The organism is Bacillus sp. Xin1 (genome assembly GCF_013314535.1).
Classification (GTDB): domain Bacteria; phylum Bacillota; class Bacilli; order Bacillales; family Bacillaceae_G; genus Bacillus_A.
This window is the reverse complement of sequence record NZ_JABUAE010000013.1, coordinates 1-15,384: the sequence shown is the minus strand read 5'-3', so window position 1 is coordinate 15,384 and position 15,384 is coordinate 1. Positions and strand designations below refer to the sequence as shown.

14 protein-coding genes and 2 pseudogenes are annotated in these 15,384 nt (G+C 35.2%); 13 read left to right on the top strand and 3 right to left on the bottom strand.

Going from position 1 to position 15,384, the window contains the following annotated elements:
- The first annotated feature begins 3 nt into the window (after window positions 1-3).
- Window positions 4-570: pseudogene (locus HRG09_RS13640) on the top strand (NADPH-dependent FMN reductase).
- A gap of 242 nt (window positions 571-812) precedes the next feature.
- On the opposite strand, the gene HRG09_RS13635 reads toward HRG09_RS13640, so the two are convergent.
- A complete protein-coding gene (locus tag HRG09_RS13635; protein ID WP_174101308.1) occupies window positions 813-1,754 on the bottom strand; it encodes a Na/Pi symporter in 942 nt (313 codons plus the stop codon).
- A 74-nt stretch (window positions 1,755-1,828) separates the two neighbouring features.
- Complete coding sequence (locus HRG09_RS13630; protein ID WP_174101307.1) at window positions 1,829-2,038, bottom strand: hypothetical protein; 210 nt, start codon at window positions 2,036-2,038, stop codon at window positions 1,829-1,831.
- Between the two features lie 234 nt (window positions 2,039-2,272).
- Between HRG09_RS13630 and HRG09_RS13625 the strand changes: the two genes are divergently transcribed.
- From HRG09_RS13625 to HRG09_RS13595, 6 genes and pseudogenes are all read left to right on the top strand, one after another.
- A complete protein-coding gene (locus HRG09_RS13625; RefSeq protein WP_174101306.1) occupies window positions 2,273-2,497 on the top strand; it encodes a hypothetical protein in 225 nt (74 codons plus the stop codon).
- Between the two features lie 56 nt (window positions 2,498-2,553).
- Window positions 2,554-2,877 (top strand): hypothetical protein, encoded by a 324-nt coding sequence (locus HRG09_RS13620; protein WP_174101305.1) that lies wholly within the window; start codon window positions 2,554-2,556, stop codon window positions 2,875-2,877.
- 63 nt (window positions 2,878-2,940) lie between these two features.
- The gene (locus tag HRG09_RS13615) at window positions 2,941-3,171 is read left to right on the top strand and encodes a hypothetical protein (RefSeq protein WP_174101304.1); all 231 of its coding nucleotides are present in this window, start codon (window positions 2,941-2,943) and stop codon (window positions 3,169-3,171) included.
- 173 nt (window positions 3,172-3,344) lie between these two features.
- On the top strand, window positions 3,345-4,616 hold the full coding sequence (locus tag HRG09_RS13610; protein ID WP_174101303.1) for a hemolysin family protein: 1,272 nt from the start codon (window positions 3,345-3,347) through the stop codon (window positions 4,614-4,616).
- Between the two features lie 267 nt (window positions 4,617-4,883).
- Window positions 4,884-5,645, top strand: a complete 762-nt coding sequence (locus tag HRG09_RS13605) for a TerC family protein (protein ID WP_174101302.1) — start codon at window positions 4,884-4,886, stop codon at window positions 5,643-5,645.
- A gap of 613 nt (window positions 5,646-6,258) precedes the next feature.
- Window positions 6,259-6,453: pseudogene (locus HRG09_RS13595) on the top strand (tyrosine-type recombinase/integrase); the annotation flags it as partial.
- Between the two features lie 294 nt (window positions 6,454-6,747).
- Here HRG09_RS13595 and HRG09_RS13590 read toward each other — a convergent pair.
- Window positions 6,748-7,371, bottom strand: coding sequence for a histidine phosphatase family protein (locus HRG09_RS13590; RefSeq protein WP_174101301.1), 624 nt, complete (start codon window positions 7,369-7,371; stop codon window positions 6,748-6,750).
- A 734-nt stretch (window positions 7,372-8,105) separates the two neighbouring features.
- On the opposite strand from HRG09_RS13590, the gene HRG09_RS13585 reads away from it, so the two are divergent.
- From HRG09_RS13585 to HRG09_RS13560, 6 genes are all read left to right on the top strand, one after another.
- Window positions 8,106-9,509, top strand: a complete 1,404-nt coding sequence (locus HRG09_RS13585) for a cytochrome ubiquinol oxidase subunit I (protein WP_174101300.1) — start codon at window positions 8,106-8,108, stop codon at window positions 9,507-9,509.
- On the top strand, window positions 9,496-10,512 hold the full coding sequence (gene cydB, locus HRG09_RS13580; RefSeq protein WP_174101299.1) for a cytochrome d ubiquinol oxidase subunit II: 1,017 nt from the start codon (window positions 9,496-9,498) through the stop codon (window positions 10,510-10,512). Before HRG09_RS13585 ends, cydB begins: the two co-directional genes overlap by 14 nt.
- The gene (gene cydD / locus HRG09_RS13575; protein ID WP_174101298.1) at window positions 10,512-12,233 is read left to right on the top strand and encodes a thiol reductant ABC exporter subunit CydD; all 1,722 of its coding nucleotides are present in this window, start codon (window positions 10,512-10,514) and stop codon (window positions 12,231-12,233) included. The genes cydB and cydD overlap by 1 nt, the downstream gene beginning before the upstream one ends.
- A complete protein-coding gene (cydC, locus tag HRG09_RS13570) occupies window positions 12,230-13,954 on the top strand; it encodes a thiol reductant ABC exporter subunit CydC (protein ID WP_174101297.1) in 1,725 nt (574 codons plus the stop codon). The genes cydD and cydC overlap by 4 nt, the downstream gene beginning before the upstream one ends.
- A gap of 478 nt (window positions 13,955-14,432) precedes the next feature.
- Window positions 14,433-14,654 carry a hypothetical protein gene (locus HRG09_RS13565; protein WP_174101296.1) on the top strand — a complete coding sequence of 74 codons (222 nt, stop codon included), beginning with the start codon at window positions 14,433-14,435 and terminating at the stop codon, window positions 14,652-14,654.
- A 249-nt stretch (window positions 14,655-14,903) separates the two neighbouring features.
- A complete protein-coding gene (locus HRG09_RS13560) occupies window positions 14,904-15,353 on the top strand; it encodes a DUF6376 family protein (protein WP_174101295.1) in 450 nt (149 codons plus the stop codon).
- Window positions 15,354-15,384: the final 31 nt, after the last annotated feature.

The window sequence follows — 15,384 nt, the reverse complement described above, 5'->3', positions numbered from 1 at the left end:
AGAGTGAAAATCGTAGGAATTGCAGGTTCTAATGTGGGTTCTAAAACAAGAACAGCGATAGATTATACGTTGAAATTGGCAAGTGAAAAATATCCCAATGCAGAAATCACATTACTAGACCTTGCAGAATATGAAATGGTCTTTAGTGATGGGCGAAATTATTGGGAATATGAAGGGGATACAAAGTATGTAACGGAAACAATCATGGCAGCAGATGCAATTATTATGGGGACACCAACATTTCAAGCATCTATTCCAGCGACATTAAAAAATATTTTTGATTTATTACCAGTTAACGCTTTTCGAGATAAAGTGGTGAGCATGCTTGTTACAGCCGGAACAGCGAAGCATTATTTAATGGTGGAGTAGCAGTTAAAACCAATTTTATCCTATATGAAGGCGCATATTGTCCCAACGTATGTATTTATTGAAGAAAAAGATTTCCACCGAAAAGAAATCATCAATGATGATATTCTTTTCCGGATGGAGCGTTTAGTGGAAGATACAGTACTACTTGTTGACGCATATGCAGGCATTCGCCAAATAAAAGATGCGGAATATGATTTTTAATTTTATACTCTGAAAAAAACGCTGATGAAGCAGGAGAATACTGCATAATCGGCGTTTTTTATGTTTTGCTTTTCCATGCTGATCACGTCCTTTTTAAGAGTAATAGTATCAGGATGTCCAAGCTTCAGAGATTAATTGCAATTGTTTTAAGGTTTTTGCACCAAAACCAGATAACTAGTAAAACACATGAATGGGACAGAGTAGAAATAACGTATCACTATTTGCTACTTTGCCCCTGGACCTTATAACGAAGGGTTCTTTTTACGATCGTGTATTTTTAAAATAAATTTTGCAAATTGATTTGTAAATGGCAGGAATAGAAGTGAAACTAATACATTAAAGATAACACTAACATGTGCTAGCTGAACATCTGGATGGGAGGACAGTAGTTGACCAAGGTCAGTAAGCCATCCTATGAAAGGGAAAAATACAGCAACTCCTAATATATTAATCCATACATGAGCCCAGGCAGTAAGTAGCGATTCCTTTACACGTGAGACATAACCAGCAAATAATACATCTACACATGTACCAATATTAGCCCCCAGCATAATCGCAACGGCTGTATCTAACTCCATAATACCTGACGTAAGGAATCCCATTGTAATTCCTACAGTAGCACTGCTTGATTGAATCGTTCCTGCAATTACTATTCCGGCTAAAACAGCATAAAAGGAATTATTACCTATAGTTAGAAGCATTTGGTTAACGAATTCCATTTCTAACAATGAGGATGCTAAATATTCAAATCCCCACATAGCTCCAAAGACGGCAGCTAAACCAAGTAAAATAAACCCTGAACTGCGGAGGATTTTTCCTTTTATCAATGCAAACACTCCACCGACAACTGCCATAGGAATGATGAGCGAATCAATGTCCAGCGTAATAATTTCTGCATCTACAGTTGTACCAATATTAGTACCGAGTATAATTCCAATGGCTTGTGGAAATGTCAGTTTTCTGGCGGAAATGAGCCCAATTGTAATGACCATTACTGCAGAACTGCTATTTAGAACAGCTGTGACTAGAGTACCTATTATTAGACCTTTCCATGGTGCACCCGTTATAGTAAATAGCCATTTATTAAGGGATTCTCCTGAAAAATTAAATAGTCCCTTGCCAAATAAGAACATTCCATAAATGAATAGTCCTATAAATAGCAGAAAGAGAAATAATTCTAGCATCTTTAACCTCCTTTCTAATTAATCGATATTGTTTACCATGAACATGCAATGCAAAGGTTTAGCCTCCTATGGGACTAGTAGTATTTTTTAGGATTAAATGCTCTAATTAAAACAGAATTTGGATTCATATTTTTCTTTGAATAGACATTATCTGGAGAAAATTTTTGACCTTCAGATAATATGTTAAAGATCTTATTAATTTGATTTGCAAAAAGTATTCTTAAAAGTGTCAGCTCAAGAATGAAAAAGACTGCCAGGAAAATAAATAGCATTAATTGATGCATTTTTTCACCTCCTATATATATTAATATATGATTATGATCTTGCGATGCTTGGACAATTGATGAATGAAAAGAAAGAGTATGTAAAAAATGAGAGATTAATAGAGGATGAAAAAAGATATTTTCCCAATATTTTGATTAAACTAACGCATATTTTATTATTCTGTAATAAACGCACAGGCAAAAGCTGCTGGTATGAAATATAGTAGAGTAATTGAAAGTAAGGAGGAAATCAAATTGACTAATCCAATCTGTCTGCTATTGGAACAAACCCCTCCAGGTACTCTTATACAAGAACTAATGATCAATGGAGAAGATGTATCAAGAGTTGAGGAATTTGTAAAGTATGATAGAGTAACGGGTTTGGCTTTTTTTACCAATAAATCTAATAGTGTTTTTGTGGCAATCGCTGAAAAAATTGACATGATTGAATTTATACCCGAAATCGAGAACAAAAAATAGGACTGTCATATGAATGAAATAAAGTAAAATAATTGAAAGCAAAGGAGGAAATCAAATTGTCTAATTCTATCCGTCTTCTATTGAAACAAGCTTCCCCATATACACTTGTAAAAGAACTAATAATCAATGGAAAAGAAGTATCAGGAGTTGGGAAGTTTGTAAAGTTTGATAGATTATCAGGCCTTGCTTATTTCAGTAAAGAGTCTAATGATATTTTTGTGGTAATATGCGAGAAAATTGACAAAATTGAGTTTGTATCCGCAGCCGAAAGCAAACCGAAAGCGAAACCGATAAGGAAACCGGTACTGAAACCGGTACGGGAACCGATAAGGAAACCGATACCGAAACCGATACTCAACTTTAAAACAAAGTCTGAGTAATAATAAGCCAGGCTATATGAATGAAATATAGTAAAGTAATTGAGAGTAAAGGAGGAAACTAAATTGTCTCATCCAATCTGTCGGCTGTTGGAAGAAACCCCTCCAGGTACACTTGTAAAACAAATATTGATGAGTGGGGAAGATATCTCTGGATTTGACACATTTGTAAAGTACGATAAACTAGAAGGTCTTGCCCATTTTACCAATAAATCAAATAGTAGTGTTTTTGTGGCGACCGGTGAAAGAATTGACATGATTGAATTTATAATTGAAATCAAATCCAAGCAAAAATGAGTTTGGATTTATATCAAATTTCTGGATATAAAAATGTAAGTTTTAAATCTTATGCTTGCCCCAGGCGTCTGTGGGTATGATTTCAAAAAAAGGGTATATTCCCTTTTTTTATCATTTTATTTAAATTTTTGAAATCGTTAAAAGAAAAAATTTATTTTTTGGAGGTGATATTGATGTTTTCACTCATTCTTTTAGTTTTTCTCTTTTTATTGTCCTCATTCTTTGCATCAGCAGAAACAGCTTTAGCGAGTGTGAATCAAGTAAGGTTAAAAAAATTTGTTAACGAAGGAAGAAGAGGAAGTGATACAGCTCTTTATCTTACTAAACCCGAAAATTTCGATAAATCACTTTCTTCAATTCTAGTGGGAAATAACATTGTGAACATTGCAGCGGCAAGTATATCAACTAAATTGTTGACTGATATATTTGGTGGAAATATTGGTGTATGGATAAGTACAGTGGTCATGAGTATTCTGATATTGATATTTGGAGAAATCATTCCGAAATCATTAGCGAAGAATCATGCAGAATCCTATTCTTTAGCTATATCAAATGTTATATATGTTTTAAATAAACTGCTTGCCCCTATAAATTCTCTTCTCCTCAGTTCAAAAATACTGTTCACAAAATTGTTTTCAAATAATAATAAATTACCTTCTATCACTGAAGAAGAAATAAAATTAATTATAAATATGGGTAAGGAAGAGGGAGTAATTGATGCTGTAGAAAGCCAACTAATCCATCGATCAATGAATCTAGATGAGATCTCCTTGAAAGAAATTTTAACCCCACGTGTGGATATTGTTGCTATTGATATCACCTTAACCACTGAAGAAATAACAAAAGTTTTTTTTAAAGAGCGCTTTTCAAGAATTCTTGTTTATGAAAAGAGTATGGATAATATTATTGGATTTTTATCTAAGAAGGAATTTTTATCGCATTTGCTAAAGTATAAAGAGATAAATATTAAAGACCTGCTAAGAGAACCATTGTACGTAACGGAATCTATGAAGGCTTCAGCTCTATTACCGCGCTTGCAAAAAGACAAAATGCGTATGGCAATTGTTTTAAATGAATTTGGAGTAACAATAGGTCTCGTAACTTTGGAGGATATTTTAGAGATGATTGTTGGTGAAATATTAGATGAAAATGAGGGATCGAAGAAATTAGTATCTCAAATAAATGAAAATGTATACATTTTTGATGCTCAATACCCTTTACGTGATTTCGCTGAGTTGATGCATGTATCCTTACCTAAAAGTGCCTATTTTGTATTAGGAGGATGGATTCTCGAAAAGCTTGAAGCGATTCCTTTAAAAGGAGATTCATTTTATTATGAAAAATTAAAGATAAGTGTTGATGAAGTAGTAGATAGACGAGTAAGAAAGGTTAAAGTTGAAATTCAGGGCAACGAAGTAGCACATAAAAACAGCTCTGAGGAGTGAAAAATCTTCAGAATAATATCAAATCACACACCTCTAAAATACAACAAATTTGAGATGATTTTCTTTATTAAAAACATGTTTAAAGCGTATTTTATAGGTTATTAAGGGAGATTATGACAAACTTCAAAACCCGGAATTTCAAATTGTAAAATAGTTAGAGGGAATGATCAAATAATCTATAGAACACAGGTGGTGAACCAATAACATACTTTCTTTCTTCAATTGTTAACTTTACATGATTATTAGTTTTAGAAAGGAGAGAATTGGATGGAGTCATTATGGCTAGAGTATGCTTGGGCATTGTTAATTCTAATAGGATTAGAAGGATTGCTATCGGCAGACAATGCTCTTGTACTAGCAGTTATAGCCAAGCATTTACCTGAAGATCAGAAAAAAAGAGCGATAAATTACGGAATCATTACGGCCTTTGCTTTTCGATTTGCTACCCTTTTTGCCATTTCATTTATTGTAAATGTCTGGCAGATACAGGCAATAGGAGCGGCTTATCTTCTTTACCTAGGATTAAAGCACATCATTCAGGCGCGGTTCGGAAAAGACAATAAGAATATTCATAAGGACGATGAAAAGGAATCTGCAGGTAAAAGTTTCTGGCCCACAGTAGGAAAGATTGCAGTAGCTGACCTTGCTTTTGCAATTGATTCAATTCTAGCGGCAGTTGCTCTTGCCCTAGGCCTTCCAGATTCACCACTAGACGATTTCGGTGGTATGGATGGAGGACAGTTCTTGGTTGTTATTCTTGGAGGGATTGCTGGTCTTATTTTGATTAAGTTTGTAGCAACCTGGTTTGTACAGCTTCTTGAAAAACGTCCAGCATTGGAAACAACGGCATATGCAATTGTTGCATGGGTGGGTGTCAAACTTGCTGTAATTACCCTTGCCCATGAGGATATTGGTATCTTAGACCATGATTTTCCACACAGTACAGCTTGGACTCTGATTTTCTATGGAGTTTTAGTCGGTATTGCACTAATTGGTTGGTTTATACCAAGAAATCAGTCTTTCAGATAAATCCTAAAAGATAAGTGTAAAATAACTTGTATGCAAATCACTTAAATACATTATATAATACAAATATTAAAGATGACGAATAAAGATGCCTCATTAATGGGGATCAGATTACTGAGAAAGAGAGTATACACTCTTTCTCTAGATTTATTCCAGTTATAAAATGAATGAATTGTCATTCGTTTTTTCATTGATTGAAGGCAGAACAGTTCCCGTCATAGTCTTATATAATTAAAACATAATATTTAAATTTAATTAAAAATTAATATATTGAGGAGGATATATATGGAACATATTATCGTGGATACGCAGAATGGGGTTCGCACATTGACGTTAAACAATCCTGAGCGTCTCAATGCGGTCAATGATAAATTTAGCTCTATATAATCCAGTGAAATCATTTTAGTAAAAGCTAAACCTGGTTTTGTCCGTTGAATAAATAACTTTACACATCTATCTGTAGACTCTGAACAATCCAGCTAGGGTGTCCTATACATAATAGATCCTTCGAAAATCCTATCAATTCCATGCCCAGTTCTCTCCGCCAAACCAATTCTTTTTAGAGCATAGGTAGTAATACTTCATTTTCTTCTTTAACTCCTTAACGAACAAGGAACTTCAGCCCATTACCATTCGTGGATTCAGGCGTATTCATGCTTCATTACTATTTGAAGCTATGGCGAGTATTAAAGATGTTCAAGTAAAACTAGGGCATAAAGATATTCAAACAACGATGAATATCTTTACTCACGTGACAAATACAGCAAAAGAAAAACTAGCAAATTTATTTAAACATTATATGAGTTTTTGAGGAAGGGTATTCAAACCGGAATTTTGTGAATTAAAAACCCTTTCTCGGATTTCTGAGAAAGGGCCGTAAATGTTGATATACCAATAATATTAACGATTTGAGAACTGAGGTGCACGATAAGTGCCTTTAAGGCCGTATTTTTACGCTCTTTTATTAATTTGCGGGATATATATCTTCACAAGAGAAATTAGATTATCGTTTACCGGTTAACCTCGTTTCACCAGAATTCGGGAATTTGATATTATCGTTTACCGTTTGATCTAATTCAACCTGTGAATTGACCTATACTTAAAATCAAACATCCTCTTCAAAATGAGATGTATCACCTACTGTTTCGAATATGAATCTTTTACCATCCCAATGAAAAACAGTAAGACTTGTCCCATAAATGAATGGAGGATCCCACATTTTTTCGATAGGGATATTCATGGTGTAGAGTAATAAGGCTTTAATCGTTGCTGCATGTGAGACAATAAGAACATTACCACTGGGATTTTCAGCAAGGATTTTATTTAAAACATTCTCGACCCTTTTCTTTAAATCGTTGATCCCTTCCCCTTTATGTGGTCTATGATCGTATAGGTGAGGAGCGTTCCAGTAATCGAAATACTCTTTTTTAAAATTTTTCTCAATCTCTTCCTTTGTCTTCCCCTCCCATTCTCCGTAACTAATTTCTTTTAAATTTTCGTCCGTTATAATGGGAATATTTCTTCCTGAACAAATATATTTTGAAGTTTGAATGGTACGCTCGTTAGGGCTTGAATAAACGGCACGAAATTCAATGTTCGACAATCTTTTCCCCAACAATTTAGCATTTCTTATTCCTTTTTCCGTAAGCGGAGAGTTTTTCCATCCTTGTAAGCGATTCTCCGTATTCCATTGCGTCTCACCATGACGTACTAAATAAATCGTTAACATAAATTCTTTCCCCCAATATATTTCTTTCCATAATATATAAAAAATAATAGGGCTTTACGCCGATCCTTACTTTGATATCACATATAACATTTTTACGACGTTAACATATTCTTTTGAAACGCCCCTTTTTAATAAGAGTCTTTCTAAACCCGAATAACCCTGGATTTGTGTAGGTAATTCTCCGGTCTAGCACCTTAGACATCATCGTTATACTATATATTATGTAATAACTTCCTATCAGGAAGTGTATAAGCCTACTTCACATGAAAGTGTGCTGTTTCAAAAGGTCTTTTAAGAGTAATAGTATCAGTATGTCTGAGCTTAAGAGATTAATTGCAATTGTTTTAAAGTTTTTGCACCAGAACCGTTTGAAAAGTAGGTTATATGTTTGAAAAACATGTTTTTGTAATATGAAATTTCTATTTCAAAAAATTACAAAAGACATATTTCAGACAAAATCCTGTCAAGAATACGTCAAAAATCACCTGAATTTATTATGCGAGTATATTATACAATTTGATTAACAAACAAAACACTGTGGAAATAGTGAAAAAGTAAAGTGTAAGTTTTACTTTGATGTATTAAAAGACTGAAAATTTATACTTTCCGATAATACATAAGTGGTACTATCTTTTCGTATTTCCAATGGATTGGATTGCAATGAGAATCTCTTTAATCATTACGACTCAATCTATTTAAAAATATAAACATTTTAAGAAGGAAGTGACTTTGACATGGATACGCTCGAATTAGCACGAATACAATTTGCATCCACGACGATTTTTCATTATTTTTTCGTTCCGTTGTCTATTGGTTTAGCCTTTATCATTGCGCTAATGCAAACGTTGTATGTGGTAAAGGGACAAGAAATTTATAAGAAGATGACGAAATTTTGGGCGCAGTTATTCCTTGTTAACTTTGCAGTAGGTGTTGTAACAGGTATTTTACAAGAATTTCAGTTTGGTATGAACTGGTCAACGTATTCACGTTTTGTTGGTGATGTTTTTGGACCATCACTTGCAATTGAAGGGCTATTAGCCTTTTTTATAGAATCAACATTTCTTGGGTTATGGGTATTTGGTGCGGATAAACTTCCGAAGCGAATTCACCTTTTATGTATTTGGCTTTTGTCACTAGGAACAATGTTATCATCATTTTGGATTTTAACTGCAAGTGCCTTTATGCATGCTCCAGTAGGATATGAAATGGCAGCAGATGGACGTGCGCAGATGAACGATTTCTGGGCGATTATTCAAAATCCGCAACTATGGGTGCAGTTCCCACATACGATTACAGCAGCATTGGCAACAGGAGCATTCTTTATCGCTGGTGTTAGCGCATGGAAGATTTCAAGAAGACAAGAGACGGAGATGTTTAAAAAGTCTTTCCGAGTTTCAATTACTGTTGGAACAATTGCAACAGCTCTTGTATTATTCTTTGGCCATGCACAAGCGCAGCATTTAATTAAATCACAACCAATGAAAATGGCAGCAGCTGAAGCATTATGGAATACAAGTGAAGATCCAGCACCATTTACAGTTTTAGCAAACATTAATCCGGAAACAAAATCAAATTCGTTTGAAATTCAAATTCCATACATGTTAAGTCTGTTGTCTTATGATAAATTTAGCGGTCAAGTAGAAGGTATGAATCAAATTCAAAAGCAATATGAAGAAAAATATGGACCTGGAGATTACATTCCGCCAGTACGTACAATGTTTTGGAGCTTTAGAGCGATGGTAATGAGCGGAACATTTATGATGCTTTTAGGAGCTTACGGATGGTTCTTATCAAGAAAAGATCGTTTAACTGAAAAGCCTTGGTATTTAAAATTAATGGTGTATGCGATTGCCCTTCCATTTATCGGTAATACAGTTGGATGGATTATGACTGAAATGGGTCGTCAACCGTGGGTTGTCTTTGGTGTTATGAAAACAGAAGATGCTGTATCACCAAATGTAACATTTGGTGAAGTATTATTCTCACTTATTTCATTCACATCACTGTATTTAATTATGGGTGGAATTTGCGTTTACTTATTCGTTCGTATTATTAAAGGACATGCGAATAAGAAAACGAAAAAGGATTATCAAAGCCATGATCCATTTGATAAGGAGGAAGAGTATGTTATCTCTTAATGAGTTGTGGTTTTTAATTATCTCAATCTTATTTGTTGGATTTTTTGTACTTGAAGGTTTCGATTTTGGTGTAGGAACAGTTTCGAGGTTTTTAGGAAAGAACGATTTTGAAAAACGAGTTTACTTAAATACAATCGGACCGTTTTGGCATGCGAATGAAGTATGGCTTGTTTGTGCTGGTGGCGCTATGTTTGCGGCATTTCCACATTGGTATGCTACCTTATTTAGCGGCTTCTATATTCCGTTTGTATTTATGCTGCTTGCTTTAATTATGAGAGGAGTTGCTTTTAAATTTCGCGCGAAAATAGACAATCATAAATGGAAGGGCGCATGGGATTGGGGCATATTTATTGGAAGTTTGCTACCACCTATCCTTTGGGGAGTTGCGATCGCAAACTTTATGGTAGGTGTACCTATTGATGAAACTAAAAATGTAGTAGGTGGATTCCTGCAATTACTGCATCCATTTGCGTTACTTGGAGGAGTAATGTTCCTACTATTATGTATCGTCCATGGATTACAATTTCTAACAATACGTACAACTGGTAAATTAAGAGAACGTGCACGTATTGCTGCAATGAAAATTGCTCCCTTTTCACTAATCGCACTCTTTATTTTTACTGGTGTGGGATTATGGAAAACCGATATTTTCACTGCTCATGGCACAGAGTGGATTATGGTTCCAATTGGAGCTTTTGTAGCGTTATTTGCGTCAACGTTATTAAATAAAAGAAGAAGAGACGGCTTAGCTTTCTTTATGACGAGTTTAACAATCATTTTGCTAAGTGCAAGTGTGTTTATTGGCATGTTCCCTCGTGTCATGATTAGTACGTTAGGGGCGATGAATGATTTAACAATTTATAATGCAGCATCAGGGGCTTACGCATTAAAACTCATGACGTATTTTTCGATTGCTATATTGCCGTTTGTAATCGGAAGTCAAATATGGAGTTTTTATGTGTTTAGACAACCTGTTAAGTCAGACAATGATTTGGAGTACTAATGAAAAGAAAAAGAGGACTTCCGTCTTATCCTGGTAGCCGTATTTTATATGTAGCATTAAGTATTATTAGTATTTTAGAAGCTTGTAGCATTATTGCACAGACCGTTTTTTTAGCTCGTGCTATTACGTTTTTATTTCATGGAGAAGTAGTTCAAACAGTGCTAAATGAAATTTTATATTTTGGAATTTCATTTGCTGTACGTCAAATATTGGTTCGAACATCACAGTTACTTGTTGAACGCTTTGCTGAAAAAGTGGGATTGCTACTACGCAAACAATTAATTGAGGCATATTTCACATTAGGACCAAGATTTGTTCAAACAAGTGGAACTGGTCGTCTGGTGACCTTATCAATTGAAGGGGTAGAGAAGTTTAAAACATATATTGAGTTAACAATCCCTCGAATGATTAGAAGTTGTATCGTTCCAGCGCTTCTTGTTATATATGTCTCTACACTTGATTTGGAGTCAGCGGTGATTTTAGTTGTAACAATTCCCATTGTCATTGTATTTATGATCCTTTTAGGACTAGCAGCACAGAAAATGGCCGATAAGCAGTATGACACGTATCGTATACTATCGAATCATTTTGTAGATACGTTAAAAGGATTAGAAACATTGAAATATTTAGGAAAGAGCAAAGAGCATGAAGGTAAAATTGAAAAAGTGAGTAAAAGATATAGGAAAGCAACCATTCGCACATTGCGAGTTGCTTTTCTTTCTTCTTTTGCACTTGATTTCTTTACGAGTTTATCGATTGCTTTTGTTGCAGTAGGTCTTGGAATTCGTCTAATAGACGGAACGATTCTGTTGTTGCCAGCTCTTACAATTTTAATTTTAGCTCCAGAATATTTTTTGCCAATTCGCCAAGTTGGAGCCAATTATCACGCGACATTAGATGGACAAATCGCAATGGAGCAAATGGAAGAGATTTTAGATCAACAAAAAGATGTGTCAGCTCATATAAGTAGTGTGAAAATGATGTGGGATTCATCTAGTATTATGGAATTAAAAGATGTAAATGTTTGTAATGATGAAACAGGAAAAGCGATACTAGAAGATATTTGCTTTTCATGGAAAGGTAATGGAATGATTGGCATTATTGGAGAAAGCGGAGCAGGGAAATCGACATTAATCGATGTGTTAGCAGGATTTCTTCAGCCGTCACATGGAAGCCTGATTGTGGATGGAAATACAATACATGCATGTACGCGGGAAGCATGGATCCAAAATATTGCTTATATTCCGCAGCAACCATATATCTTTCCGATTTCATTAAGAGATAATCTTTGTTTTTATGAGACAAATACAACTGATGAAGAAATAGAAAGAGTAATCGATGAGGTCGGTCTTCGTTCACTTATTGGGTCTCTTCCAAATGGAATGTATGAAAGAATTGGAGAAGGTGGGCGTATGCTAAGTGGTGGGCAGGAACAACGCGTTGCGATGGCCCGTGCTCTTTTAAGTAAAAAGCCTATCATTTTATTAGATGAACCGACAGCTCACCTTGATATTGAAACTGAATTTGAGATAAAGCAAGCGATGTTACGTGTATTTAAGGGGAAGCTTGTCTTTTTTGCAACTCATCGTCTTCATTGGATGAAACAAATGGATCATATTCTTGTTTTGGAAAAAGGTAAGATTATAGAAAAAGGAACATATGAAGAGCTTTTTGCGAAAAAATCATTCCATTTTCATACTGAAGGGAGGAGAGCGAAATGAATAACTGGATTGGGCCTTATATAAAGAAAAATAAAGGGAGAATGACCCTGACTCTTATTCTCGGCCTTCTTGGGGTAAGTTCAGGGGCAATGCTACTCTTCATTTCAGGCTATTTAATTTCTAAATCTTCCCTTCGGCCGGAAAATATAATGGCTGTATATGTTCTGATTGTGGCGACGCGTGCGTTTAGTATCGGGCAAGCAGTCTTTCATTATGTAGAGCGCTTAGTTGGACATGATGTGGTTCTCCGTATATTAGAAAAAATGCGCACAAAGTTATATAGAATAGTAGAACCGCAAGCTTTATTTTTACGGTCTCGCTTTCAAACTGGCGATGTATTAGGTGTGTTATCTGAAGATATCGAGCATTTACAAAATCTATATTTACGAACAATATTTCCTAGTATATTAGCTTTAGCTATATATAGTATATTTGTTGTTGTCCTTGGTGCGTTTGATTGGATGTTTGCACTTATAGCAGGAAGCATGTTAGCTGTTATTGTCTTTCTCCTTCCATTCGTATCGCTATTCATGATGAAACAACATCATGTTATATTGAAGCAGGGTAGGAATCGTTTATATCAACAATTGACAGATGCTGTATTTGGGTTATCCGATTGGCAAGCAAGTGGCAGAACAACTGAGTTTGTAAAAGAATATACAGAGCAAAATGTCCAGTTAGTAAAGATTGAAAAGAAAATGAAGCGTTGGCACCATATTCGAGATGGGATTATTCATTTAATAGTAGGAATGGTTGTTATCTCCATGATCATTTGGACTGGAAATCAAGCGGAAAGCGGGCAAATTGCACCAACAGTGATTGCGGCATTTATATTAATGACACTATCAATAACAAATGCGCTTATCCCTGTCTCAGATGCAATTGATCGAATTCCATCTTATATAGAGTCTGCACATCGGCTTAATAGTGTAGAAAATGAGATGGCTCCACAAGACGAACAAGAGAAGGGTGAAGACAAAAGCGATGTTGTGCCAAAAGATGTAGAGATTGAATTGCGCAATGTATCGTATAGTTACCCGGAAAGTAACGAGTTAGTATTAAAAGATGTCTCGCTTAAAATAAAGGCAGGAAAGAAGATTGCTATTTTAGGGAGAAGCGGAACAGGGAAATCTACTTTATTAAAGTTATTAACAGGCACTCTGAGTCCAATAACTAGTCAAGTTTTACTAAATGGAAAATTAGCACATACGAACCTTTTATCAAAATATATTTCTGTGTTAAATCAAAAACCGCATTTGTTTGACACGACAATTGGGAATAACGTGCGGATTGGAAGACCTGAAGCTGCTGATCAAGATATTTGGAAAGCTTTAGAACAAGCACAAATCGCTTCTCATATTCAATCTCTTCCGAATGGATTACAAACGAAAATGCATGAGATGGGGAAGAGATTTTCCGGAGGTGAAAGGCAAAGAGTAGCTTTTGCAAGAACTCTTATGCAAGAAGCACCCATTATTATACTGGATGAACCGACTATTAGTTTGGATCCTAAAACGGAAGTAGCTTTATTGGAAACGATGTTTGCGGCAACGAAAGATAAAACTGTAATTTGGGTAACACATCATCTTGTAGGAATTGAGTATGTGGATGAAATTATTTTTCTCGAGGATGGTCACATCACGATACAAGGTAGTCATGAGCAACTTCTTGTAGAAAATGAGAAATATCGTAGACTCTATAAGATGGATCAAGGAATGTAAAAAACATCGTTATGAAAAGCACGAATTCTCGCTAGTTTAAGATTCGTGCTTTTTTATCCCGCATTAACGGGTAGTAATACTCCCACCTCAAAATTCGGCGAAAGCAATGTCCAGCTCTAGCGGCTAGAATCTCCGGTCGTTTCGCCCCCTCGGACGAGGTAAAAAGCGCCTCTCTGCCTAGGGGTCCAACGTCCAGCGATTCTGAGCGAGCCGCTTCCGCTTTTCTAAAGAAGGTAGGTGGGAGATAAACTGCCCGTAACAGCCCGATTGCTGAGGGCTGATAGTCAGTGGGGGATGAAGAAAACTCCCACTGATTAAAGTTTCACTTTATTTGGGATTTGAAAAAATAGTTCGTATGACTATGGAAAATGAATGTTCATCGAATGCAGAGTAGCATACGATTTGTAAGTGGGTTTAGAACCTAGCACATAAAGGCAATACTGAGCCATAGTAGGAATGTAAGTGAAAGGATGATTGTATGTTTGAGGAAGATGGGATGATTTTACTTATGGAACCTGAAGATGAAAGAAATCTTAGGAAATTCAGTTTGACTATACCTCAGTCAGCTTATAAGAGAAAACAAATTTCTTTACAATATGGAGCGGCTATAGGAGAAGGATACACAAATGTTATTGAGGAAATTATCAGTGTTCATATAGAATCAGAACTTGTCACAGTTATAGGATATGTAAGAAAGTAAGCGGCAGGATAGAGAAAAGGACATACTTAAGTGATGCTTAAGTATGTCTTTTTCTTTATGAAAATTCCGTATGCTTTTCAAAATTGATTATGAAAAGGAAAATGAAAAGTTTTGCTAGAATATATAAGTTGAGGTAAGGGAAATGAAAAATTAAGTAGCTAGTATTTTAAATGAAGTATAACGAAAGGAATAAGTGTTTATACATGTATAGAAGAAGCAATAGATTCGTATTCGTTTAGGAGGTAAAATATGAAATTAAAAAAGACAATATTACTTGTGTTTTTAATTACAATTGGTTTAATGGGATGTTCTGTAATTGAAGAAGGTAAGAATTCAATTGATTACGCTCAAAAGGCAACAGACTATGTGAATGAAGTAAGTGCGTTTGCAAATGAAGCACCGGCATTAGTAGAAAAGGCAATTAACGATAGTGCTGCTCGAAAAGAGTTAGAAACTAAGCTTGGGGAGATAAAAAAGGATATTCCAGCTTTTAATGAATTGACGCCCCCAGATGTAGCAAAGGACATTCATCAGCAAATTGTTGGATATAATGAAAAATTAAGCGCATTAATTGATACAACGATGAAAAAGATAGAAGAAGGGAAACTGGATGTAGAACAATTTAAAAACTCAGAGCTTATGCAGACAGTTCAACAAGTTCAGGATTTAAAAGATAAGGTTCAAAATTTAGGACAGTAGAGAGGGGATAAAAAAAGTCCGTTATTAATAA